The sequence below is a fragment of the Paraburkholderia sp. genome (genome assembly GCF_050742655.1).
GTDB lineage: Bacteria > Pseudomonadota > Gammaproteobacteria > Burkholderiales > Burkholderiaceae > Paraburkholderia.
On sequence record NZ_JBOIGG010000003.1, the window covers coordinates 408787 to 429043 of the forward strand.

Below are 20257 nucleotides of genomic sequence, written 5' to 3' on the forward strand. Positions count from 1 at the left end.
GCTGCTGCGCGCGCCCGGACCCGATGCGGCGTACGCCGCGCAAGGTCAGCGTTTTTTACGTGCCTGCGGCTTCGCAGCCGGCCGGGGTGCAGACTTCGGCGCGGCGCCCCGTTTCTTCGCGGCACCGCGCGCGGCCCGCGCCTCCTTCACGGCGACCGTCTGCGCAGGCGCCGCCTTCTTGCGGCGACCGCTTTCGGCCGGCGGCAGCGAACGCACACGCGGACCACCGACGTCGAGTGCAGCCTTGTCGACGTGCGTCGGGCGCGCGGTCGGCGGCTTCACGGGCGCATCGCGCACGAGCCTGAAATCGATCTTGCGCGCGTCGAGATCGACGCGGCTCACCTGCACGCGCACGCGATCCGACAAGCGGTAACGGATGCCCGTACGCTCGCCGCGCAGTTCGTTCTTGATCTCGTCGTACTGGAAGTAGTCGGAGCCCAGTTCGGTGACGTGCACGAGCCCTTCGATGAACAGCGCATCGAGCTGCACGAAGATGCCGAACGACGTGACGCCGCTCACCATCCCGCCGTATTCCTCGCCGAGCTTGTCGCGCACGAAGTAGCACTTGAGCCATGCTTCGACGTCGCGCGACGCTTCGTCCGCACGCCGTTCGTTCGACGAGCAGTGCAGCCCGAGTTCTTCCCAGATCGCGGTGTTTTCCCGGCTGCGGGCGCGCTTCTGGTCGTCGGCCTGCTGCATCGCGCGGGCACGCGGCGACAGCGCGGTATTCAGTTCGACGCCTGCCGGCGCTTCCGGATGGTATTTCTTGCCCTGCAGGATCGCGTAGATCGCGCGGTGCGTGAGCAGATCGGGGTAGCGGCGGATCGGACTCGTGAAGTGCGCGTACGCCTCGTACGCGAGCCCGAAGTGACCGATGTTGTCCGGGCTGTAGACGGCCTGCTGCATCGAGCGCAGCAGCATCGTCTGCAGCATCTGCGCGTCGGGGCGATCGCGGATGTGCGCCATCAGCGCCGCGTAGTCGCTCGCATGCGGCGACTCGCCGCCGCCGAGCGCGAGCCCCATTCCGCGCAGGAACGTGCGCAGGTTTTCGAGGCGCTCTGCGGTCGGTCCCGCGTGTATGCGATACAGGCCAGGGTGCTTGTTGCGCTTCATGAAGTCGGCCGCACAGACATTCGCGGCCAGCATGCATTCTTCGATCAGCTTGTGCGCGTCGTTGCGCGTGCGCGGCACGATCTGCTCGATCTTGCCCTGCGCGTTGCAGACGATGTACGTCTCGGTCGTGTCGAAATCGATCGCGCCGCGTTTCTGGCGCGCCGCGAACAGCGCTTTGTACACGCCGTTCAGATTCTGCAGATGCGGCAGCAACGCGGCCCGCTTCGTCGCCTCGGGTCCCTTCGTGTTCTTCAGCACCGCGGCGACTTCGGTGTACGTAAGCCGCGCGGCCGAATGCATGACGCCGGGATAGAACTGATACCCCTTGATCTCGCCGCGCGCGGTGACGATCATGTCACACACCAGCACGCAACGATCGACGTGCGGATTGAGCGAGCACAGCCCGTTCGACAGCTTCTCGGGCAGCATCGGGATCACGCGACGCGGGAAATACACCGACGTGCTGCGCTCGATCGCATCGGCGTCGAGGCCACCCTTCGGTTGCACGTAGTGCGACACGTCCGCGATCGCGACGATCAGCCGGAAGCCGTCGCCGCGGCCGACCGACGTCGGCTCGCAATACACGGCATCGTCGAAGTCGCGGGCGTCTTCGCCGTCGATCGTGACGAGCGGCACGTCGCGCAGATCGACGCGATGGCGCAGATCGACCGGGCGAACTTCGTCGGGCAGCTTCGCGGCTTCGTCGAGCGCGGCGCGGCCGAACTCGTACGGCACGCCGTACTTGCGCACCGCGATTTCGATTTCCATGCCGGGGTCGTCGATGTCGCCGAGCACTTCGGCCACGCGGCCAAGCGGCTGCGAATGACGACTCGGGAAATCCGTCAGCTCGACGACCACCACCTGGCCGACCTTCGCCTTCTTGGTGTTCTGCGTGACGAGGATGTCGTGGCCGATGCGCTTGTCTTCCGGCGCGACGATCATTGCGCCGTTCTCGTTCAGCAGCCGGCCGATCACGCGACGGTTCGCGCGGTCGGTCACCTCGACGATATGGCCTTCGGGCCGCCCGCGCCGGTCATAGCCGACGATGCGCGCAAGCACACGGTCGTTGTGCATGACCTTCTGCATTTCGCCGGTCGGCAGGAACAGATCGTCCTGGCCGTCGTCGCGCACGAGGAACCCGAAGCCGTCGCGATGCCCCTGCACACGGCCGGCGACGAAATTGGACGGATGGGTCAGCTGGTAATGGCCGCGCTGATCGAGCCGGATCTGGCCGTCGCGCTCCATCGCCCCCAGGCGCTTGAAAAATCCTTCGCGCTCCTGGCGCTTGATCGACAGCGCTTCGGCGATGTCGTTCGCGGCAAGCGGCGTTTCGCTCGTGCGCAGCACGCCGAGGATTTCCTCGCGGCTCGGAATCGGGTACGGATATTTGCTCAAGGGCTTGTCGATGATTTGTTCTCGTTGCGTGAACGTCGTGGCGAGATGACGCGGTGCATGACCGGACTCACCTGACCGGGGACCCTCCCCGCCGGTTTGCCGGAGCCGCGGACCCGAGAGGTGCTCGCGAGCCAGTCCGGAAGGACTTCTGCGGGGCATTCTAACACCCGTCCCAGGCAGCAAGCGGCACCTTGCGTCGCAGCGAACAGGTGACGAGTGCAACGCGTCGCACCGGGCTCGAAACCCGCGCGAAACGCTTGACAGCATTCGATCGGCCTATATAATTGCGTTCTTTCCTGCAGGCCGCGCTGGAAACAACCGGCGAGCATGCAAAAAAGCAGTAAAGACACCTGCCCAGGTGGCGAAATTGGTAGACGCACTAGGTTCAGGTCCTAGCGGTGGCAACACTGTGGAGGTTCGAGTCCTCTCTTGGGCACCAGACATTCTGGAAAGCCGCCTTCGGGCGGCTTTTCTTTTTGGCGATTTCGTTTCAGCGATGGCTGATGATGGCCTCCTGGCCTCGTCGTGAAAGGCCCGGCGCCCCCAACTTTCAATTGACACATTGCATCATCCCGCTAAAATAGGGAACTAGCCTGAAACATGCCCAGGTGGCGGAATTGGTAGACGCACTAGGTTCAGGTCCTAGCGGTGGCAACACCGTGGAGGTTCGAGTCCTCTCCTGGGCACCATCAGTAGTTCCGGTGTAAGCCGGAGAAGTCCGAGAAACCCCGTAAGATCAACGTCTTACGGGGTTTTTTGTTCTCTACAGATCCCTTGCGTTCCACTGACATCGACGATTTTTGCGTATACTATTGCGTATACCAGATCCGGGGGCAAAGCCATGCCCAGACGCGTCGAACCGAAGTCAGAGTTGGTGTTCCGTGCCGCCAAAGCGCGCGCTCGTTCCTACCTTCTCGCGGATGGAAACGGGCTCGCCCTGAGGGTCCAGCCGAACGGCACCAAGACCTGGCTGTTCCGCTACCGACGACCAAGCACGGGCAAGGAGAACTTCCTCAGCCTCGGCCCCTACCCCGATATCACGCTCGTTGACGCGCGACGGTCGGCCACTACCGCGCGCAATCTTGTACACGAAGGCACCGATCCGGTCGAACATCGCCGGGCGGAGTCCACGGCCCGCAAACGCGCAGCCGAAGGCGCCTTCCATCTCGTCGCCCAGCGCTGGCTCGACTTCAAACGCAAGGAATGGGCAGATGAAACCTACCGGAAGGCAGAGTTTGTTGTCCGCGAATATCTAAATCCCGCGCTCCGCAACAAGCCCATCTCGACGCTTGCGACGCCAGAGGTCAAGCCGGTACTCGAAGCCATCGCCTCTCACGCGCCCAACCTTGCTACCAAAGCACGGCAGTATGTCGGCGGCATCGTGACGTATGCCGTCCAGAACGGACTGCGCGAAGATGGCGCCGCCTTGACACTCCGCGGCGTTGTGCCACGCCACAAGAAAGGCCATATACCAGCGATTACCAAACCTGCGGATATAGCTCCGCTCGCTCTTGCTATCGATGCCTACAAGTCGCCCATTACCCGCGCCGCCCTCAAGCTCACCATGTTGACTGGCCTTCGCCCCGGCGTAGTAGCCGCAGTGCCGTGGGACGAAGTGAACCTTAAGACTGCTGAATGGCATGTTGCAGCCGAGCGGATGAAAATGCGGCACGATCACATCGTGCCATTACCCAAACAGGCGATCGCCGTCCTCAACGAGTTGCAGTCACATACTGGCAAGGGGCACTATGTCTTCCCATCTCCTGCCCGCCAGAAGACTCCACACTTGCATCGAGACGCGTTAAGCAAAGCCCTGCGTGATATGGGCTTCAAAGGAAAGCACGCCACGCACGGATTTCGTGGAATGTTACGAACCGTTGGCAGGGAGCGGCTTGGCATCGACATCGATGTTCTCGAAGCGCAACTCGCACACGCGAAACGAGGCGACGTACAGAAGGCCTATGACAGAACAACTTTCGACGATGATCGTCGCCGCGTGATGCAGGTGTGGGCTGACTACATCGACAAGCTGTGTAAAACGACGCCGACAGATAATCCGGCTGCTTGAACCTGCGTGCAAAAACAAGCTCCGAGCATAGACACCTTCAAAAAACGCCAACCCGCAGAACAGCGACGACACGGATCATCGATTCCGCCACCTCGATCTCGTTCCGACGCGCCGACGTCGCCCGTTCCGACGATCCGTCCCATGAGAAAATTGCGGCGATAATCAACGCAAGGGCACTTTATGAGTAACGGGAAAACAAAACAGGCGGTGACTAGGTTTGGCGTCGCGAAGTTCATCACCAACTACGTTGAGGAACTTGATGCTGCGTATCATCTAACCGATAGCAGCTCTCTAACAGAGGACTCCGATGCGCAAAAAGCGTTGGGATTGGGTTCGACTGGACTGATCGTTGCGGCCGCCCGGCGATCATTCTTTCGTCAAGAGGCACTCGCCAAGATCTTCCGTCTCTTGCCACGCGAAAGCAAAGTTCTATTAGTCTGTAATGGTTCAGCCTTCGACCTGGTTGCGCACATCCTTGCCGTCGTATCTGGAATACCAGCGCCTAGAATACACAAGCAATTGATCACAGATAACGACTGGCCAAAACTGCCGCCGGCAATCGAGGAGTTGTGTGATGCTGACTATGAGAATGTGCAAGTCTGTGAGAGTACCTCAACGCTCGACGCCGTTTGCGATGAAATTAAGTCCGTACCGCGCGGCACCTTTGTATTCATCGACAACATCCATTTGATTTCGAGCAGTTTGCCCCCGATCGCCGTGTATCAGAGATTACGGGAAACTGCGCAGGCGCTTCATGTGACGGTGATCGTCGGCGTAGGGTTGTCGCACTGGGTTGAAGTTAGGCACGACAAGCGAGCAACATTAAGGGACCTTGCGGAACACTGCAGCGGGGTAGAGCACGTGGCGGATCGAATTATTATCATGGACGTGCAAACAGATCCCCAAATCCAGGTGACGACCTATCAAGCCACCGTATATGATTGCAAGTCGATGGACGGTACTTCAGTGTCACTTGAGTCCCAAAAGCGAATCAGTGGCGCGCGCTCGAAAAAATCGGTTGACGACTTCGCCCCCACTTGAGGCCCCCCTTTCCGTGCGCTCACCGTTCTGTATCGATCACCCCCACTCGATTGTCAATCTGCGGCCGGAACCCTTGTGGGACGGCGGCTCCATCAGTTCGCGTGGCGACGATACCGCCAGTGATACCGAAAAATCCTGCCAGCACTAAGCGGCTCTCTGTGCATCGCAACGGAGGATCAATGCGCCTTCTTCAATTTATCATCGAGGCGGGCTGTCTAAAAGCGACTTGTGGAAAATGATACCGTCGTTAGTACCGTCAGGCGCTTTCCAACGCCGTCCGATCAAAGCCCATTGATGCCGCTACCATCAACGCGGCCAATTGCCGCGGACGCCTAATCGGAGGTACTCAAGTTGCGCGCGCTCGGGCCTGACGCGCTGGCGTCCCCGTCGGTAAAGCAACGCTGATTCTGGATCTCGGATGGCATCGGCTATATCCGATCCGCATCACACGTATCGACAACCACCGCTTTAAGGTTAAATCTGAGTCGCTCTCAACGATTGTCGAAATTTCAGACGTCGGGGGACGATATCGGATAAGGCCGTCCGAGGGGAATGCCTCCGTACCGTCAGCGATCTTGATAACGCCTCTTATTGAGCGCCAATTCCCAACAGTGTTGCGCCGACAGCTCTAGCCGATAGATCAGCCGAGAGCATCAGCGTATCCAGTTGACGTATTTTCAGCGCACGCACATTCGGCGGCTGCAGACTGCGACAATTGTCGTGCTCCGTCTTCGTTAGTTGAGGTTGAAGGACGATCACTCGTTTGGGATGGTTGGGGGCAAGCTGTCCGGCACGTGCGATGATGCCCGTCCGGTCCGCTTGCCTGACTCCGTTGTACCAGACTGCTTTCGCCATTTGATTCAACTTGCCCTTCTCGAGCTGGGCCACAAGGGTCGTGCTCATCAAGTGACGCAGATTTTTCACTGCCTGACCAACCACAACCTCATACCTTGAAACCGAAATTTGTCGTTGCGGGTCAGCGCCTTTGGCGGCCTTCGCATGGATAAGCGTCACTTCGCCTGTGCGATCGCCGATGTGCACGAAGTCCGCCAGTTCCATCGAACCATCGTCACAAGCGAGCCAACCATTGGGGAAAAGCTGCATCAGGATAAAGCCAAATAGTGAGTTGTCGTTGCCTCCCCCGCCATGCTTTGGTTCTCCAATGCTCTCAGCGAGTGTTTTAGTGGGCAAGACCTTTGGCTTTTCAGCCGTGACGTCGTATCCGATCATGGACTGGAAGGTCCATTCAAACTGTTGATCTTGATAAGAAGATATGAAAAGCCGGCCATATGCAAGAGTATGCGCACTCTCGTAGTAAACCTTAAGCCATTTCGGCTCCATCAAAAACTGTTCGCACTCCTTTCGCCTTAGACTTTGGTCTTTTGGCATGACAGTCCACTTCACAGAGACATCTATATGCGGAGCGTTCGCTTTGAGCGCGAGTTCGAAACGGCCAATATGTATGCCGGCGAGATGCACGTCGCTGATCAGATTGGCTCCGCTGGTCGACACAATGTCAAATTGCGCGTTGTATGCCCACTGCATCGCAAGTTCACGTGTTTGCCCATCCACCTCTTCGTCTGACAGAAGTTCTGGCGGCACAAGCGCGATGTCATAGGCATCCTTGACATTGACCAGATCCGATACGGCTTGCGCGAGTGCCTGAAAGCGACGCGTAGTCGGCGGTGACGGGGGGCTCGCTACAATGTCCAAAATCTGTTCAACTTTTGCAGCAAATTCGTTCCAGTCTCCTGGCCGATTTACCCAGATGTGGCCTGCGTCAGGCGAAGCACCTACAAGCGTCTCAAGACTGCTACCCGTCGATGGCGACAGGCTTACATGACTTCGCACCGCCGAGTAGTAAAAGCTCTGGTCACCGAGCGGATCGAGAGTATGTTCAAGCGCCTGCCCCATCAAGGTTTTTGCCGTGGGTTTCCAGTCCGTTTGAGGATGGATGCCGTTCAGCCACATCGCCCTTGCGCGCACGCCGACAAACGACCGCTCCAGAATCTCACGGCTAACTGGTCTGGCCGCCTTTAGACTCTTCGCCAACCGCCCACGAAACGGCGTGTCCGACACACATATGGCCACATGACTTCCCTTGATCGCAACAACGACGACATGATGGTTGACGTCGCAATAACTGCTATTGAGTGCCCAGCTCGGGGAACTCTCCTCTACATATTCGATTACACCGACTAGCAAGTTACCCGGGCTGTCATAGCGGGACTGGCCAATAATCGATCGGCTGGCGTTCAAGCCGCTGCTGATCGCCGTTTCGATTTCCTTCCGCAAGTCCTTCATCAACGCCTCAGAGGTGCCCGGCTGAACCCTCTTCAGCAAAAGCGGCGCGAGATAAGGTCTGAGGCTAGCAATCGCTGGTTTTTTTTCGCCATTTTGACAGTTACTTTTGGTAGAGGCGTGATCCCCGAACGATCTCTATAGGAGTTGAAACCGTCACTTTTAATCCTATCAGATAAGTGGCGAAGAACAGTGCTCTTCGTCCGCTGCGACCTTGCCGGCGCCGATGATGATCCAATGCTCGGCGTCACGAAGACAGCTAGCTCATAGGGTGAGTGTGCGACAGCTGCCCACTGCGCGACTGAACGCGCTTCTTGTGGTGATGACGAGACTCAAGCTTTCCGCGACAAACATCAGTAGCAAAATAGCGATTCCAAAGCGCCCTAGTACCGCGACTGGTAAAGATGATTTACTCGTCCCTTATAATAGGAAACCGCCATCGTCCGGGTGATACGGACCACAGCGACCGTGTCAAAACGCCTGCTGTCCGCGTGAGCACCCGTCCCTTCAATATATCGTTCCAGCCTAACGAGCAGAACAAGGTCAGCATTGTTCCTGGCCAGCACGTTTGAGAGCAACCTGGTGCTGCAGCGCAGCCTGACTCCTGACGCGCCCGTCTCTCCTCTTTTGTCGTCGCGTCCCCATGCGTCTGCTCGTGCAAGCACCCGACCCCGTGAATTCCGCCATTCCCGATTGAATGCATCGCCGCAATGGAGCCCCTCTGCGTCTCTGAAGCGCTTCGCGATCCTCGGACGGCGAGCGGCCACAACTGATGCTAGCGGATCGTCAGCGTCCAGCCTGGCTTCGCCAGACGGCGTGACGATCCACGGGATGCAATGTGGATGTTCGCTCCGTTCGTAGTCATCGTCGCCATCATCGCCCTCTCCGCACTCGGGTAACCAGACAAGCACTGGCTCCTCGGCGATCAGTTCCTTTGCGAGCGGCCCAGCTTTCCCACAAGGCGCCAGTACTGACGAGATTCGAACATCGACACCGTCGGCAGACTTCCAGTAACCCGAAACAGTAATATCCCCGTCGCCAGACTTTGGTAGGTCAACCAAGGCGAGCAGCGTTTCCTTGTTGCCGGTCAACACAAGACCGTCGCCCCCCTCTTCAAGCAAAATTCCGTTCAAATCCAATGGCACGTCATCGACGCCGTCCGACAGCCATAACCCGTCTCGGCGAGTAAGGTCGTAACGACGAATCCAGTCGAGCCACGGGTCATCATCAGCCAACCGCCCTTCCACTTCCATAACCGGAAATTTTGCGAGAAGTTCACCTGCCGCGAGCTGCAACGCGTGCCATCCGAGCTGTTCTCCGTAGGTGTGCTCGCTCGACGACATTCCGGACGACCGGTAGGAAGACATCGGGCTACGGCCACCCCTGTCCCACATTGATTGCACCTTCGGATCTATGCGTCTCGCTATTTCAGATATTCGATCTTCGACCTTACACCCAGGTAGGTCAAACACTCGCGCCAAGCTCTGCACGTCATATTTGTGAAAGTCATAGTCCAGCCGGAACTCCGATTTTTGCTTCGGCGCGTCCTTGGGCCTTCCCTGATAGAAGTCATTCCCGCTTCGGCGCTTCCCCGTTAGCCGCGGCATCGCAGACGTATTGGCCCGCCTCACCTGTTGCTCGATATCAGGCGCCACCCTAAGCCCACCATGGTCCATGCAGTTGATCAGTGCTCTCGATGCAAATTCCCGCATCAGCACGTGCGGCCCGAATCTTCCGGTAACGACGGACAACAAGACATCAGAGTGGTCCACGAGCGCTTGCGGACTATCGATGGAGATCCGCGCGAGCGCGATCAGCAGCCACAGGCGTGCATGTAGGTAATAGAAAGACAGCTCTGGCGCCTGGAACGGAGCGGCATCCTCCCTGTCAATCTGTGCAACGATCGCAGCGACCAAATCCCATCGGCCAAACCGTGACATTCGCCGCATGCTATGCGCCGCTTGCCATCGGTCCGCGGCATAGGGTGAACCCAACATTCGCCACGTGAGTCCCGCTACCACCTCAACAGGGGCGCCGGATGGATCGAAGCGCCTATCCCAAATGCCGTCTGCAGCGGCCGATGACAGCTTCGCCGCATCGCTGTTCAGCAGCCGTTTGAGTGCGGCCTGTCCCACACCCGCCTGCGCCTGCTCACACAAAAAGCTGGCAAGGCTAAGCCAAGCGGACGATCCGACGTCAGCTTCGGGGCCCGTGAATACCTTTACCAGTTCGATCGCTAGCGTTGCGATGGGCACGCCGCACAGATCAGAAATCTCCTTTAGCCGATAGCCAGAAAGTCGTCCGCCCGTAAGCATGTCGTCGCAATGAATTTGCATCAGTGGGGCCGCCAGGCCCCTGAAAGCCCGCTGAATTGCGCTTGATGAACCTGCCCATAAGGTCTTGCATCGCTCAAACTCCTCTATCTTGGAATAGAAATCGAGATTCTCTAGACGCAGAAGAACTTGAAGATAAGCAGTCATGTCGCCGAGCTGAACCTTCTTGCGGATCTGCTCGAAAAATAGGCCTCTCAATCGATAAAAATCTCCAAGCGCCTGGATCAAAGATACCGCTTCCTGCATGGACCGTTCGTCGATTGGATTGGCCTTTCGGCATATACGCGCCAGTCCAGGCACGTAGCCCGGACGCTCAGCGTTGGTCAAGGACCGCGCCTTGCGTCCGTGATAATTCAGATGTGCATTGCGGACATCGCGTGTACGTACAATCCGCGGAAATGCCTGTTCGAGCCGGGCGGTGATATCGGCCCTCGCGCCAAGTACTCGCCGGGAGATAGCCGCGAGTGTCTCGACTGTCCCCGCCATGAGACTTCCTGGATTGTTCTCGTTGAATTGATCGATCGTCTCGCGAATGACAGGCGCCTCCTCTGTTCGCGATGGCGCGGCGATGAATTTTGCAAAAGCCTCCGTGCCGCACACATAAAGCTCCTCGGGAGCGGCGAGCCGATTCAGGAAGAGCGCCTCATCTGCACCGATCTTGTCATCCTCGACCAAAGCGGTCAGATACGGCAGCAGCGTGTAACGAAGCGGTGCCTTCGCGCGATCGTCCCATCGCGCCAGCTTGGCAAGCCCACGACATCCCGATATGCGCGACATGGCCTTGCTGAACGCGTACCACGTGAACTTCTCCGGCTCGTCAGTGAGATTCAGTTCGCAAATATTGGTAAGAGTGTGAACGTCATGCCCATCCATCTCGTCACCTCTAACAGACGACGTAAAGACAAGCAGTTCATTGACGAACTCGTAGTCGCCGGATCCGATGGCATCCATCTGTTCGAGCCCGATCCGGAAATACGCGACTGCCTCGTCTTGACTGGCTGGCAGGATCGCCCTGGCAAGATGCGCATGCAGCGATGCTCTTGAGGCGACGTCGCTTTCGGCCTCAATCATTGCGCGAACTCTGAGCGCCTCTTCGCCAGCAAGCATTCGTAGGGGTTTTCGCTTCGCAAGAATCGCGATGATTCCGATCGCCTCCTCCGTCGCGAGGAACTGCTGCTCCCTAAGCCGTTCACAAAACGCCCGCACGGAGGCAAGCTTAAGGTCGCTTCGAGCCCACAGGACAAACATCGCTGTCTGACGAGCCAACCGCTCGAAGAACGGAGAGCGCTTTTGCAAACCGTATCGGTCTCCACGCCGCTCCACATCCGCCCATGTGCTCAACAAGACGAGATACGACTTGTCCGCACGACCCGCTGTTGCCTTGAGCACCGCAACAAGGGCATTGGCCAGTTCGAGCACGGGGTCAAGTCGCTTATCCAGGTACTCCTCTGCCTCCCGTTTGGTCTCGTATGAAAACGTCTTGCCGCCACTGTCTGTGTTACTGTCGCGTGCCTGCCATCGCTTTTCCAGTCTTCTTTTCAACTCGTTCCGAAAATCCGTCCCGCTCAGCCCGCTTTTCATACCCCGGCAAAACGTCATCAGCTCGGCAGGGACAACATCCTTTTCATGTAGGTCGGTGCCCTTCAACGCCGCGGTCAGTGAGACGTCGAACAGAAAGGGAAATACGAACGAGCCACCAAAATGATCCCGGAACGACCATAGGTCCGGCCGTTTGTACGTCGCACGCCTGGCAATCGCAGCCGCCTCGCGCTGCATGCCGTATGACGCAGCGATCGCCGACGCCTTGCGCAATCCGTCGTCTAATCTGTAACCAGTGTCGCGCCCGTATTCCAGTTTGATATCAAACTTCGCCCGCGCGCAAATGCGTGCCAGCGCGCCAACCAGCTCTTTCCGCGTGGCCGGGGCTAACTCGACAAACGACAAAGCGGCTGCCATGCAGCCCGCCTTCTTCGTGAGACCCGCCAGAAATGCCCGCATCATGGCGTTGGAGCCTGTGGAAACGTCTCTTTGACGAACGAAAGAAAAAAGATACTTGCCGATTTCAAATGCGTACGGGGCTTTCCAGCTTCCCATGTAGCGGCGTGCCTGGTCATGTTTCCCCCGTGCGATCATGTACAGGGGGATGGCCGCGTGATCGATGATGCGCGGCCCCTCTCGTCGGAAACCATTGCCCTCGTCCTGCTGCCACTCGTGACGAAGCCAGTCCTCCGTGCGAATCGCGTGTCGCGACGCCTCGTCAAGATCACCCGCAAGGGTGTTTGCAATGGCAAGCCGCGCGTGCCGCGCCCCCGGCCATGACGTGCGGGTTTCGAAAAGGCGCCGCGTCGCATCTACGTCTGCCGCTGCGACAACTAGGTCAGGTGCCGCCAGAATATAGTCGGCGCCCCGGCGATCGACGGCTGCGACGGTTGATAACTCGACAAGCAAACGCACGAGCTGGTCGAAATCCTCTCTGTCGGCAGCGTATCGAATGGCCGCCTGGAGTCGTGCGTAACGGATGTTGCGTCGTCCGACCGTGCTCGTGATCGTCGAAGGAAACCTCTCGTCAAATGCCAGCGCGAACAGTTGCTGCCCGTCGCCGAGCTTTTGCAGCAGACCGGGTAACGCGCGAGAGGCATAAACGGAATGTTCCTGGCACGCCAGGAGATTGGAAGCGACCTTTCGTAGCGGCTCGATCAGCGAGCCGTATTTTTCCCGCACAAGGGTCTCTGTCGGTTCATCGCGAAACATCAGCCCATGACGCGTGCGCTCCAGCAGTGGCCACAGATCCGCAACGAAGCTCTCGATCTCACTCAGATGCAGCCCGTGTGCCGCCGCATACTCTTCAAGCGGCACCGGCGGCGGCAGAACCGAAAGCCCCGCCAGGAAAGCACTGGCATCGGACGATTTGTAACCCCGGCTGATCGCGCCAGCGAGCGCGCTATCGAGCCGTTGCTGTATCAGGTCAGTCAGTTCGATCTTGCTGTCAATGTCCGAAGTGTCCAGTAATCCAGTTCCAGCACTCACGAGATAGGCGAGTACGCGAGGGTTCCCGTCTGACCTTGCCTGCGCGACCCGTATCTCGAGTTCAGTGACCTTCGGCATGCGAGCGCGCAAATACGTCGCTGTTTCCGCAGGGCCAAACGGTCGCAGCTCAAAATCGCAATAAGGCAAATGCGCTATCGGAATGCGATGAGATCTCGAAGATACGACAAACTTCACACCTGCAACCGGGGTTTGCTGCAAGCTTTCCAGAAGGCGCACAGGAAAGCACTCTTCGTGCACATCTCTTGCGTGCTCGGCCGCGTTGTCGATCGCGTCGATAAAAATCAACAGCCCCTTTTGTGGAGCCACGGTTGCCAGCGTGCTCACGGACTGTTCCAGCCTGCGGCGGAAAGTTTTTAGCAGACCTTGCAGGTCATCCGCACCGGGAATGACCGGATCGCATAGACCGCGGCAGGCCAGTGAGTTTGCAATGTGGACTAGGCCTTGTTTAGGCAGATGCCGCGCATCCTCTGGTGATCGGTATGCGCCGCCTCCGAAGCAATCGAAGAATATCGTCTCGAATCGCACTTCAAGCGTCTTCGCCAGGCTTTCCATGAAAACGGTTTTCCCAACACCGCCTGCTGCATGCACCAGCATTGGAATCTTCAAGGTCGGAATCAGAGCGGCTGCCGATTCCAGTTGCGCCCGTGGAACAACGTCTAACACGGTCGTTAAACTCGACCGACAAGGTAGCAGTGCGTCGCGATCTGGAATCTGCAGCGCAGCAAGAACATCCGTGTCACGAATGACGTTACGGTCCGTGCCGATATAGCCCGCTTTGGTACGAACCATGTCTCGTATCGCACCGACGAGCGCAGCTGCTCTTAAATCGGTACTCGCAGACCAGTCGGCCAAGAGCATGGATAAATCGCTCTTCGTCGCGACCAGGCTTCCGCGACTGCCAACAACAACCAGCCTCTTCAGGAACGAGGAGAGCGTACGCCCGTCGAGGGCAGCAGCAGCCTTCAACTGAGCCGCCTGAGCTTTTGCCTCCCCCGAAAGTCGCGTCCCCTTTGCTAGTCCGTCGATCGCCGTCGCTAGTGGCGGATAGATAGGGCGGTTCGTCAAAAGTTCAAAGCGCAGCTTCACTTCTGCCTCTGCGAACCCATACTGTGAAATGAAATCTTCGAATGCAACAGCAAATTTTCTAACCGTTTTCTTCGCGTCGCTGGCACGGAAATCCGTGTTCGCTCGCGTTGGGGAATATTTAAATTGGACGATCGCGACGGTATGCGAGCGCTCAAACCCCGGCGCATTCCCGAAATACAGTGTGAGATCGGCGATTTCGACGACCTCTGCACGAGCGACGGCCTGGTCTCCAGCCTCCAGGCCTTCCACTGCAATGCCCACAAGTCCGTCATCGGGAAGCAGTAACTGCATCGCCATACGGGCGGCCCACGCCTCGTGGTACTCATGTCCGTCACGTGATGCTCGGACTGCATCGGCTTTTCGCGGAACGTTACCCATCATCGGTTAAGTTTTTTATCTATTTTCTTGAAGAACAAGTCCGGTCGTTCATGCGAAGAAGGCACGCAGTAAGACGACGTATAGCGGGTCAATGGGCCACAATGATTTCGTAACGCATCGCATCACACAACTCTTGCGACACTCGTTCGCGTTATTTCCAATTCGTGCATCATATCGTTACCCGCTCGCACTGGATCGGCCTAGAAATTTCGTTTGATTCATTCAACGCTATCGCTTCGAGATTCGATAATCGCCGTCATACGAATCGTCGCCGATACTGAGTTTGCGAATCATATTTCGTTGCTTCTTTGGAATTTGGAATCTATGAATCCCTATTTGATGCCCTTTCTCCGGAAATATCATCGCAAACATCCGTCCGTCGCCAGCACCAATGTCTGCTATCGCCGCACCAGAAAACACTGAATCATTTAGCGCATTTTTAAGAATCATAAAATCAAGCGAGATAATTTGGCTTCGCCATTGCAAAAAACCAGAAATCGTCACTTCATCAATCGGAGACACGCTCCTATCCGGCAATTTCAGATAGACACCATCCTGCGAAGTATCTATCGTGTGACTACTTGACCACTCGCGACCGAACTGCAGCTCGGTTTGCGTAGAATTTAGTCTTTGAGAGAATTCCTTGAATGCTGCTTGCGCGGGTTCTTGTATACACAAAATCCCCGTGGAGCGAACTAGCAATTCCCGCTGATAGTCGACCAAGGTACGCCATTGAGAGTGATATTTACCATTTTTACTTAATATCCGCGTCGCTGGGTCTAAGATTAAAAACTGCTTGGTTTTCGATGAGGCATAGGTACACCGAAATTTATCCCAAAATAGCAAATTACTTCGAAATAGCAAATATTCATCCGGAGTTCCGACACCAGAGAAATCGGGGAAATCCTTATCGATGGACCTTTCCCATCGTTGGAGTGTGTACAGATCCACACCTCGTTTCGCTGCCTTCAAACATGCGGTATCTGTATAGCCCGACGTAGAAAATATCGCCCGGTGCGTCACCTTCGGCATATCGGTCAATTTCGCGATAAGTTGCTCCACCTTTGCGACATCTAGCGGCTGTCCTTCGTGCTTCACTTCCGCCGCCTTAAATGCGGTAACTACACCATCCTCGTCGGCAATGGTTACCGTCACATCGACATCTCGCTCCTTTTCCGCAGCCTCATCAAAGACCATATCCCCTACAATGATCTCGATTGCCTGCAGTTCACGTCGGAAGCAGCAGAGCCCTACAAGGTACTGCACCATCATGGGTGTGACCATGCGCTCGCCCTCGATTCACCATCAGGAAAATTGCTCGACCGTTCATACTTCTACCATTCTTTCTCGTTTAGTTGGGCAAGATCTACTGAATGATCGGCAAGATGTCTAAACCTCACAGCGCGCGGGCTACGACCACCGACATCACCATATCAGGAGGTAGTAGATTCGGACTATATCCGCCTCCCTGTACCCATGCATCGACCATACCCGGCAGGAAGATACTGCGCAAGCGCGTCCACCAAGCGCCTCAGGCACCCGCATCGGCGCGATCTAGTCCACGTCATTGATGTTGCTGCATCGACATTTGATACCTCGCTTTACTATACGACCATCGCGAAGCACCGCATCGGGAACCTCGCGCGATTCACGCGGCAGTTCTGGACGCTCTGACACACGTTTGGTTGAATCCGCAGTTGAACTCTGTGGAAATTGTCGGTTGGCGATCGAGTCGGTGTCCTACCTAAGCCAAATCAAGCAAAGTCTCGATTAGCGAGCGGTGCTCCTCTTCGAGCCGCGCTACGGATACGCCCAAACGCTCAGCATAGCGCGCGCTCATCCCCTCAAAAGTCGATCTGACTGTGTCGCTCAGCAGTTCCGTCGGCAGCAACTGGGTATAGCGGTACAGGTCCTCCGCGATGTCCTTCCCGCCGGTCAGCGGGGCAATCGAATCGTCACGCTCATTGGTCGCTACCCGGGTCGCGCAGATTGCCCAGTAGCACGTTGCCCAACACTCAAGCACGTCTATGGGCAAGCCGCCGTCGCCATCGATACCCAGAACGACGCTGCTGATCAGAGGCTTTCGCACTCCCCCGTGATTTCTAAAAAAATCGAACAGCAGGTTACCCACTAGGTGTCGCCAGCTTTCATCGCCACTGATCGGCAGGACGCCCTGCAGGCCTGAGGCGTCTAAGCCCGTTGGGAGGGGATCTGCTTTCCTGCTGCCCGCGCCGAGCACGACGACAAGCAGCACGCGCAGCCGCAGAAGATCAACCACGCCAAGCGGACGCTCAGCGGCTTCCTGTTGGAAGATAGCCTGACGGGTTCTCACTGCCTTGACGATATCCTCGAACAGCTCATCGGCGCCGGCGTGCAAGTCTCGCTGATCGGAGATCCCAATCAGGGCATTTACGAATTTGCCGGAGCGAACGGGAAGTTCCTGGCTCAGTATGGCGAGCGTATCGGCGTCACAGATCTGGGCATGACCCGAAACTATCGATCTGTCCCGCCAATCGTCGACTTGGCCAACAAGCTGTCGACCCGCAATGATGTGGCCGACCGCAAGGCGCCCGAGACCACACATGGCGCGTTCTTCATTCCGTACAAGACGACTGACCGCGACAAAGTTGTAACCGCCTTCCAGGCCGCGGTGCTCGCAGCCGAATTGAAGGTCGAACGGTCCGCCGTGCTATGTCGTGGCCGCGACCTTGCCGACAAATTGGCAGGCAACGATTCACCGGCTGGCCAGGGAACTGTGAAAGGTTTTGCTCAAGCAGCCATTGCACGCGATAAAAAGCAGGACTACATGGGCGCCTTCAAAGGAGCCGCCACATGTATTGCCGGTCTTCTCGCAGATCCGCCAAAGGGGCTGGTGGCCTCAATCACTCAACCCACTCGATACCCAGAGGCCCATAGCCTGCGGCGCCTAATTTGGCGCTTTACGCGCAATCCCGATACAGGCCTGCCTTCCGCGACTCTTTTGGCTGACACGGAGTGGCATCCACAACTGCTTGTCAGGGTAAAGACATTGCTCGCTACCCTGCAAAGCGACCATGGTCTGAAGACTACCGATAACCTCGGCATGAGGCTGGCGAAAAAAAGCCTGCCCAATGCCCCGCTTGTAGCTGCCGCAGATCTCGCCGCACCAAGCACCGCCCGAATCCGAGTTGATACGGTTCACCAGGCGAAGGGAGAGAGTTTGGACGCTGTGCTCTATATGGCGACCAAAGAACACGTTTCCGCATTGTTGAGCGGCATCGATTCGGAGGTTGGACGTATTGGATATGTCGCCGTTACTCGAGCCAGAAACCTCCTATGGCTAGGCGTTCCCGCCAATGCACTAAACGAACTGCGCCCGAAGCTGATTGCATTCGGTTTTCACGAGGCGGGCAGCCGGGTTCCTTCAGGAAGTCGGTCGTGTAGCATCAAGGCGGTGCACATTCCTATGGTCGAGACCACATCCAAGTGGCTAGGTTCGTCGGCACCAAGGGAAATACACCTCGGGATCGCAACATCGATCGTCCAACTGGCGGCATTCAGCTTCGCGTGCAAGGATTTAAGCAACAGCGATGAATTCAGCGAGACGGAAACGGCAACAAAGTTCGTTGCGGCTTTAATGAGCCTCACAGGCACGATAGTTGAAGCGATGTGCGGCACCGTGGCCAAAAGCGCGACGCACCCGCTATCTGCATTCATCATGAAGGCGTGGAACCTCGGTGAAGAATCTGCAGAGTCGTGGGCGCGCGCCGGGAGAATCTTTGGTGCTGCAGGCGGGGCTGTCGCGGCGTTTTATGACCTGGCCTTCAACCTTCCGGAGGCATTGCACGACAAGAATAAACTCCTGGCTGGCCTGTATTTCACAAGCGGAGCACTGGGTCTATACATTGCTATCGCAACCGCCTTCTTCCCCGCCGCAGTGCTTTTCTGGCCGGCGATAGTTGCTTCGTTCGTGATTGCACTGGCCATCGCGATCGTCAATTCGTCCGCGATGCACAACTGGATATCCCGATGCTACTTTGGAACAGGCGAACACTATGAGGACATCAACGCGGAACTGAAGGCCTATAACAAAGCGGCAGGAGTGTAAGCATGGATGAGTCAACCATCCCACTGCAGGTCGGCAAACCCGTCCCGGACTGGGATTTAAAGCACCGTCTTCCGATCGACACGCCGGTCGGCCCGGATTTGTGGGATGGTGGAACAATTTTTCGGATCAACTCCACCTATATGGACGTGACCGAACAACCGTTCATGGAGCGTCAGTGGGCAGCACTCGGTGCTTTCTTCGCGTTGTGTGGCGTGGCAGCAGGATTCTGGCTTTATTACCTCACTCACGTTCGCTATCCAGACATGGCCGGGGTGATCTTCGATCTGATGGCACTGATCACGCTAGCTATTTTTGGATGGCTCGCCGTTAAAGCAGGTCGAACGGTTTTTTGGGGATTAAAGAACCGCCCCATCCGTTTTAACCGCCTGGAAAAAAAGCTTTTCGCCATACGTAGGCGGCGCTACTTTCGGAAACCGGGTCAGGGTGACGTCACAGCCGAAGCCGCATGGAGTAAAGATGCCTGCTTCTGCATCCACCGCGAGACGACAAATTTTGGCCGTATCTACCATATCCGGCACTACCAGCTAGACAGTCAGGGCAATGTCATTGACGCGTTCTCCATCGGCCGGGAGTGGGTAGGTGACCGTAACGTGCGGACCTTACTTGCTCAGTGGAACTACTGGTGCCGCTACATGAACGAAGGTCCTGCAACGCTTCCGAAACCGATGCTGTTTCCTGCGACGCACGAAACGATCACCGAAAGTTTTTTCTACGCGATGTATACCTTCGGTTTGACGGCAAGCGGAGCATGGCGAGTGACGACAATGCCATTCACCATTCTGTTCACTTTGTTGCGCGCATTGTCACTCGCGACCTGCCGGGATCCCGTCTGGCCGACAGTCATCGACGAGGTGAGTCGCGTTGCACCGAATGACGTATACATGGCGCCGTCGGAATCTACTCCGGTGGGCTGGGCTCAGACTATTCGCGCACAGCAGCGGCGCGAATATCCGGACGCGCCCAAGGGGGACGTTCAGAACTGGAGTGGTGAAGCAAATGGCGTCGAGAACGCGAAATTATGGGTAACGGATCAACCGCCCATGAAGCGCGCCGGCGCGTGAGGCATATCGAGCGATGAAAGATGAACACGGCCGCGGCGTGATCCGCCTGAACGACAAAACAACGCACGGGGGGCACGTGATTACCGCGAGCGACGACATCAAGGCGCTGGGCGTCCCGGTCGCTCTGGAGGGACACCTGACGTGGTGCCCCAAGTGCAACGGCAAGTTCGCGATCCTTCCACAAAACAGTACGCGCAAGCATCATGGCAGAGCCGTCGCGTTCGACAATGATCCGACCGAATGCGGCGCTCGATTGATTTCGTCGCTTTGAGCAGCCGCGAACCAGCGGAGACAAAAATGACTGACAGCGTTGGAACGAAGTGGC

10 protein-coding genes and 2 tRNA genes are annotated in these 20257 nt (G+C 57.3%); 7 read left to right on the forward strand and 5 right to left on the reverse strand.

What is annotated here, in order from left to right:
* Positions 1 to 45 precede the first annotated feature (45 nt).
* Positions 46 to 2508, reverse strand: coding sequence for a ribonuclease R (gene rnr, locus ACREXZ_RS07025; protein WP_431763311.1), 2463 nt, complete (start codon positions 2506 to 2508; stop codon positions 46 to 48).
* Positions 2509 to 2860: 352 nt separating this feature from the next.
* Between rnr and ACREXZ_RS07030 the strand changes: the two genes are divergently transcribed.
* From ACREXZ_RS07030 to ACREXZ_RS07045, 4 genes are all read left to right on the forward strand, one after another.
* Positions 2861 to 2947: transfer RNA gene (locus ACREXZ_RS07030), tRNA-Leu, on the forward strand.
* A 163-nt stretch (positions 2948 to 3110) separates the two neighbouring features.
* A tRNA-Leu gene (locus ACREXZ_RS07035) sits at positions 3111 to 3197 on the forward strand.
* Between the two features lie 152 nt (positions 3198 to 3349).
* Entirely contained in the window at positions 3350 to 4576 is a 1227-nt protein-coding gene (locus ACREXZ_RS07040; RefSeq protein ID WP_431763312.1) for a tyrosine-type recombinase/integrase, read from the forward strand.
* A gap of 180 nt (positions 4577 to 4756) precedes the next feature.
* On the forward strand, positions 4757 to 5617 hold the full coding sequence (locus tag ACREXZ_RS07045) for a DnaB-like helicase C-terminal domain-containing protein (protein ID WP_431763313.1): 861 nt from the start codon (positions 4757 to 4759) through the stop codon (positions 5615 to 5617).
* 588 nt (positions 5618 to 6205) lie between these two features.
* On the opposite strand, the gene ACREXZ_RS07050 is transcribed toward ACREXZ_RS07045, so the two are convergent.
* The 4 genes from ACREXZ_RS07050 to ACREXZ_RS07065 all read right to left on the reverse strand — a co-directional run bounded on the left by ACREXZ_RS07050 (position 6206) and on the right by ACREXZ_RS07065 (position 17140).
* A complete protein-coding gene (locus tag ACREXZ_RS07050; RefSeq protein WP_431763314.1) occupies positions 6206 to 7921 on the reverse strand; it encodes a hypothetical protein in 1716 nt (571 codons plus the stop codon).
* A 380-nt stretch (positions 7922 to 8301) separates the two neighbouring features.
* Complete coding sequence (locus ACREXZ_RS07055; protein WP_431763315.1) at positions 8302 to 14676, reverse strand: hypothetical protein; 6375 nt, start codon at positions 14674 to 14676, stop codon at positions 8302 to 8304.
* A gap of 315 nt (positions 14677 to 14991) precedes the next feature.
* Positions 14992 to 16047, reverse strand: a complete 1056-nt coding sequence (locus ACREXZ_RS07060) for a hypothetical protein (RefSeq protein ID WP_431763316.1) — start codon at positions 16045 to 16047, stop codon at positions 14992 to 14994.
* A gap of 460 nt (positions 16048 to 16507) precedes the next feature.
* Positions 16508 to 17140: a hypothetical protein gene (locus ACREXZ_RS07065; protein WP_431763317.1), complete on the reverse strand. Its 633-nt coding sequence runs from the start codon at positions 17138 to 17140 to the stop codon at positions 16508 to 16510.
* On the opposite strand from ACREXZ_RS07065, the gene ACREXZ_RS07070 reads away from it, so the two are divergent.
* From ACREXZ_RS07070 to ACREXZ_RS07080, 3 genes are read left to right on the forward strand one after another with little or no spacing between them, the layout of a single operon-like run.
* Complete coding sequence (locus tag ACREXZ_RS07070; RefSeq protein WP_431763318.1) at positions 17135 to 18850, forward strand: hypothetical protein; 1716 nt, start codon at positions 17135 to 17137, stop codon at positions 18848 to 18850. The genes ACREXZ_RS07065 and ACREXZ_RS07070 overlap by 6 nt on opposite strands.
* A gap of 2 nt (positions 18851 to 18852) precedes the next feature.
* A complete protein-coding gene (locus ACREXZ_RS07075; protein WP_431763319.1) occupies positions 18853 to 19932 on the forward strand; it encodes a DUF6708 domain-containing protein in 1080 nt (359 codons plus the stop codon).
* Positions 19933 to 19945: 13 nt separating this feature from the next.
* Positions 19946 to 20203 carry a PAAR domain-containing protein gene (locus ACREXZ_RS07080; RefSeq protein ID WP_431763320.1) on the forward strand — a complete coding sequence of 86 codons (258 nt, stop codon included), beginning with the start codon at positions 19946 to 19948 and terminating at the stop codon, positions 20201 to 20203.
* Positions 20204 to 20257: the final 54 nt, after the last annotated feature.